The organism is Pseudoalteromonas sp. S1609 (genome assembly GCF_005887255.1).
Classification (GTDB): domain Bacteria; phylum Pseudomonadota; class Gammaproteobacteria; order Enterobacterales; family Alteromonadaceae; genus Pseudoalteromonas.
The window spans coordinates 1-5,264 of the sequence record NZ_PNDJ01000099.1; the positions used below are offsets into that span (position 1 = coordinate 1).

Annotated in this window: 4 protein-coding genes; all 4 read right to left on the reverse strand. The window is 40.2% G+C overall.

Going from position 1 to position 5,264, the window contains the following annotated elements:
• Nucleotides 1–1,743, reverse strand: a 1,743-nt coding sequence (rsxC, locus tag CWB76_RS18680; protein ID WP_138609638.1) for an electron transport complex subunit RsxC, incomplete at its 3' end; no start/stop codon positions are given.
• A gap of 8 nt (nt 1,744–1,751) precedes the next feature.
• Nucleotides 1,752–2,306, reverse strand: coding sequence for an electron transport complex subunit RsxB (rsxB, locus tag CWB76_RS18685; RefSeq protein WP_008115242.1), 555 nt, complete (start codon nt 2,304–2,306; stop codon nt 1,752–1,754).
• Nucleotide 2,307: 1 nt separating this feature from the next.
• On the reverse strand, nt 2,308–2,889 hold the full coding sequence (rsxA, locus tag CWB76_RS18690; RefSeq protein ID WP_008115244.1) for an electron transport complex subunit RsxA: 582 nt from the start codon (nt 2,887–2,889) through the stop codon (nt 2,308–2,310).
• A gap of 240 nt (nt 2,890–3,129) precedes the next feature.
• Nucleotides 3,130–5,073 (reverse strand): bifunctional diguanylate cyclase/phosphodiesterase, encoded by a 1,944-nt coding sequence (locus CWB76_RS18695; protein ID WP_138609639.1) that lies wholly within the window; start codon nt 5,071–5,073, stop codon nt 3,130–3,132.
• Nucleotides 5,074–5,264 lie beyond the last annotated feature (191 nt).

Here is a 5,264-nt window from a genome sequence, read left to right on the forward strand (position 1 = left end):
TTTGGCTTTAGCGCGGGCAATAGCGGCTGCAACTGCTGACTTTTTGTCATCTACAGCTTCGTCATCACCATTATTTTGTGCTTTTTGCTCTTTATAAAGGCGAGCTTGCTCTTTACGGGCTGCGCGTTCTTTTGCAACTTCACTGTTATCTGGCTCAAGTTCGCCACCTTGCTTTTTAGCTTTAGCACGCGCAATTGCCGCTGCTACAGCTGATTTATTGTCACCATCGCTGGTTTTATCTTTAACGCGGGCAAGGGCATCGGCTACTTTTTGCTGTTCTTCGGTTGATTTAGCTGCTGGCTTACGTTTGTGACGATTTTTTCGCTCAGCTTGTTCTTGCTCTAAACGCGCTTTACGTGCATCAAATCGTTCTTTAGCGCGATCTGATTTTATCTTCTCGGCAATTTGCTCTTTAATCTCAACTTTTGCAACGCGGTAGTATTGAACGAGTGGTATTTCACTTGGGCAAACATAGGCACACGCGCCACATTCAATACAATCAAATAAGTTATGCTCTTGGAGTTTGTCGTATTCTTTTGATTTAGCAAACCATTGTAATTGTTGTGGCAATAACGAGGCAGGGCAGGCATCGGCACAGGCACTGCAGCGAATACAGGCTTTTTCTGGGCCAGGCTCTGCTAATTCTTTGTGATCTGGGGCAAGTATGCAGTTTGTTGTTTTAACAACGCCAATACGAACCGTTGGTAAGGTAAAGCCCATCATAGGGCCGCCCATGACCACGCGCTGTTGCGGCACAGGTGAAAAACCTTGGCAATCAAGTAAGTGCTTAATTTCAGTACCTAGTAAAGCCCATACGTTGCCTGGATTATGTATGGTATTGCCGGTAACGGTAACGACACGTTCAATTAACGGTTTACCTTCGTATACAGCTTGCTGTATCGCAAATAAAGTGCCGGTGTTATGTACTAAAATGCCGATATCAGCAGGAATGCCACCATTAGGTACTTCACGGTTAGTGAGCAGTTTTATTAGCTGTTTTTCACCGCCAGAGGGGTAAACAGTAGGCACGGTTTGTATTAAAATATGCTCGTTATGCTTCGCCGCTTCTGTCATGGCTGTGATAGCCTCGGGCTTATTGTCTTCTATACCAATAATACACAGGGTAGGATTGAGTAGCTGCTGCATTAGCTCAATACCTTTGACTATTTCAGCGGCGTGCTCGCGCATTAAAGTATCGTCAGCCGTGATGTAAGGTTCACACTCAACCGCATTAACAATCAAAAATTCAATAGGTTGTTTAATATCAGCTTTTACATAGGTTGGGAAGCCTGCGCCGCCCATGCCAGAGATCCCCGCATTATGAATAACATCAACGAGTTCATCGTGTGATGCATTGGCTGGGTTTGCTAAAGGCGATAATTCACACCAGGTATCTTTGCCATCGGGTTCAATAATAATGCTTAATTCAGGCAAAGCAGAAGGGTGTGCTGATGGCATAGGCGTAATATCAATAATAGTGCCTGATGTAGGTGCATGCACAGGTACCGACCAGTTAGCAGAAGGCTTAGTTAATGGTTGACCTTTTAATACGTGCTGGCTTTTTTCTACAATTAACTTGCCGCTAGCGCCTATATGCTGCTTTAAAGGCAGAACGAGTTTTTCAGGCAAAGGAAGGCGCGCAATAGGCGTATTATTAGATAATGACTTTTGCTGCGGAGGATGTACGCCGCCAGGAAATGCCCAAACGGTGCCTTTTTTTATTTGTTCAAGTAACTTTTCCACTCAAACCTCTAATCTATTTGGGTAACAGGAATAGCGTCTAGTTGCCATTTCCAAGTTTGTTTTGTTGGTGCAACGGGTAGCATGTCAATACAATCGACCGGACAAGGTTCAACGCACAAATCGCAGCCTGTACATTCGTCAATTAGAACGGTGTGCATTTGACGGGTTGCACCAACAATGGCATCAACAGGGCAGGCTTGAATACATTTGGTACAACCAATACATTCATCTTCGCGAATGTAGGCCACCGTTTTAACTGGCTCGGCTTGTTCGCCGCCGGCTAGAGGTTTAGCCTCAACACCCATCAAATCGGCTAACTTTTTAACTGTCGCATCACCACCGGGTGGGCACTTGTTTATTTCATCGCCATTGGCAATGGCTTCTGCATAAGGGCGACAACCAGGATAACCACATTGACCACACTGTGTTTGTGGCAAAATGGTATCGATTTGCTCCACTACAGGGTTACCTTCAACGCGAAAGCGAACAGCTGCAAATCCTAAAATTAATCCGAAAATTAACGCCAGCAAACCCAGCGCTATTAAAGCGTACAACAAGGTCATATTAAAACTTCACTAATCCAGTAAAACCCATAAAGGCCATTGACATTAAACCTGCCGTTATCATTGCGATTGAAGCTCCTTTAAATGGAGTGGGCACATCTGCTGCGGCCAAACGTTCGCGCAATGCCGCAAATAAAACCAATACTAATGAAAAACCTACAGCGGCACCAAAGCCATAAACGGCAGATTGTAAAAAGGTGTGATCTTCTTTGATGTTTAATAAAGCAACACCGAGTACTGCACAGTTAGTCGTTATTAAAGGTAAAAATATTCCCAGTAGACGGTATAACGTTGGACTGGTTTTTCTAACAACCATTTCAGTAAATTGAACAACCACTGCAATAACTAAAATAAAGCTCATTGTTTTCAGGTAGGTGATATCTAGTGGTAATAAAATATACTCGTTTACTAAATAACTGGTCACAGAGGCAAGCGTTAGCACAAAGGTAGTTGCTAAAGACATACCTATGGCTGTATCAAGTTTTCCTGATACACCCATAAACGGGCAAAGGCCTAAAAATTGTACTAATACAAAGTTGTTAACTAACACTGTTCCAATTAATAACAAGACGTATTCTGTCATGTGTGCCTCACGCTAATAAAATCCCGTGTATTATCCTTTTTTCTACTGCGATTAACAACACGTTGAGTGATTATCAGTTAAATAAACAACGTAAAATAACGGGCTAATTCTAAAGGGCCAAAATCTAAGAGCTTTGCAATTAAAAAGCTGTCTGCATTTTAACGGCTGAACAATAGCAAAAGCACACTTTAAAACGTAAAAAAGAGCATAAATGCTCTTTTTTATTTGAGTTAGGATGGGTTAGATGTCTTTAGGCTTTTCAATGTAATAACCCTGAACGCCATCAAGGCATAATGTTTCTACAATATGTTTTTCTTCTTGGCTTTCAACGCCCTCTGCAAAAACACTGACGCCAATTCGATGGGCAAGGTCGACCATTAAACGCATAAAGTACTGATTGTTTTTATCGTCTTCCAAACCACGTGTATAGCTTGCATCCATTTTAATAAAATCTGGTTTTAAATCTCTGAAAAATTTAAATGAGGTGAGTCCCACACCAAAGCGTTCTACCGTTATTCTGGCACCAACGCGATGCACCATATCAATAAAGCGTTTGCTTGCTTTAATGTTTTGTTGAAGACCAAATTCACTCACTTCAAAAATTAACTTAGAAGCAATATGGGTATCTTTGAGTAAGCGGCGCTCTAACCAAATCATGAATTGGTCGCTGTGCGCGCTAGATGGGGTAATATTTAAGCCAAAATACTTTTCAGATAAATTACTCGATTTTATTCTTTCCAAAGACGATTCTATTATTAACTTGTCAATTTCAATGGCCATATCGAGCTTTTCAGCCATTGCTAAAAATGAAGCGGTAGGCAAAGCTTGGTTTTCTTCTGATTTGAAGCGGGCTTGAATTTCAGCATAGGCTTTAATGCTTTTGCCTAAAGGCATAATATTTTGGATCACCAAATGGACGCTTTTAGACTCAATTACTTCGTTAATCACTTTACGCCAGTTTTGGTTACCAAATCCTGCGCTCACATTATTAACTAGATCAGTATCACGTTGCACATGCCACGCATTAGCTTGCTTAGACTGCGCCATGCTCATTGCATTATCAACAATAGAGAGTAACTCACCCAAAGGTTTTGATTTTTCGTACCCCACAATACCAGTGTTTGCAACCGAGCTAAGTTCTTGGTTTTGCATATATTGAGTAAAGCGAGATTGTAAGTTCTCACCAAATTTTTCGGCTTCTTTCAACGGGGTATTTGGTAAAATTGTTATAAAATCAGAGCTGTTAACTCTAAAAACTTGGCTGCCGGAATAGGTGCCACTGATGCTGACAATAATATCTGCAACGGCTTTAATGTATTCATCACCTTTTTGATAACCGCGGCTTTGATTTATAGACTGCAACTCACTACAGCGAACGAGTGCTAAAGAGCCAAATGTACTTACTTCGGTGTTTTCAATATTCTTTTCGTAGTAATCAACAAACATATTGCGATTACCTAACTCAGTCACACCGTCTTTGTAGGCCTCACGTTTTATTGTGTGTGCAGCATTTTTTATATTGTCATTCTTACTTTTTAAAAAGTGCGATAAACGATTAAAGCTAGGAATTAAACTTTTCCCTAACTTAGCTAACTCTGGCGAATCAATTTTAGTCGCAAAATCATCGCCTAGTTGATTTTGGTTTATATAAATATCAATGACATCAGCAACGTCCGTACATATATTGTCATTAATGTGCTTAACAATGGTTTTCATTAATGCAATAGGTATTAGAGCGAGTAGGGTGCTAATAATTAAAATTATAAAAAAAGCAGTTTGAAACTGCTCACTCAAATGAGTGATGTTTATTTTAAATTCAACTTTTATATCGGCGTTATCATTAGTGGCATACTGAGGGCGCACTGAGTTGTTGCTTGACTGAATAAGTTCCGCAATAACAGGTAATTGCGGTGCGTTGTTAACTGAAAATACTTCAGCACCTTGATAATCACGTAAAGTAAAATGTGAAAAGATTTCACTGCTTGCAAGTGTATTTTTTAAGTTATCAGCAGAGAGGTCAGTTGCAGATAGGTTTTTAATATATTGCTCGACGGTCGCCTGCGCATTTTTTTGAGTTTTACCGATGGCACTATCAAAGTTTTGGCTAATAAAATAACAGCCAGCAGTCACAAGAATCAACCAAGCCATCAGTTGTATAAAAATAAGTTTTTTAAATGCTGCCATTGTTTAATCTTTATATGTCAAAGGGGAGGACACAACCTCATGATTATTAAAATAATTATAGCTTGATAGAGAAAGTTATCAAATAGTTAGTTTTTGTAATCAAAAAGTTTTTTATTTTAATAGGAAATGGTAGAGCAAATTTAAGGAGATGTCTATGGAAGTGTAGTAAATTGGCTCCCCCTCCCCGACTC

Bases quoted from the DNA above. Each gene is read 5' to 3' on its own strand.
- rsxB (WP_008115242.1), bottom strand. From the start codon at position 2,306: ATGACCTTGTTGTACGCTTTAATAGCGCTGGGTTTGCTGGCGTTAATT.
- rsxA (WP_008115244.1), bottom strand. From the start codon at position 2,889: ATGACAGAATACGTCTTGTTATTAATTGGAACAGTGTTAGTTAACAAC.
- CWB76_RS18695 (WP_138609639.1), bottom strand. From the start codon at position 5,073: ATGGCAGCATTTAAAAAACTTATTTTTATACAACTGATGGCTTGGTTG.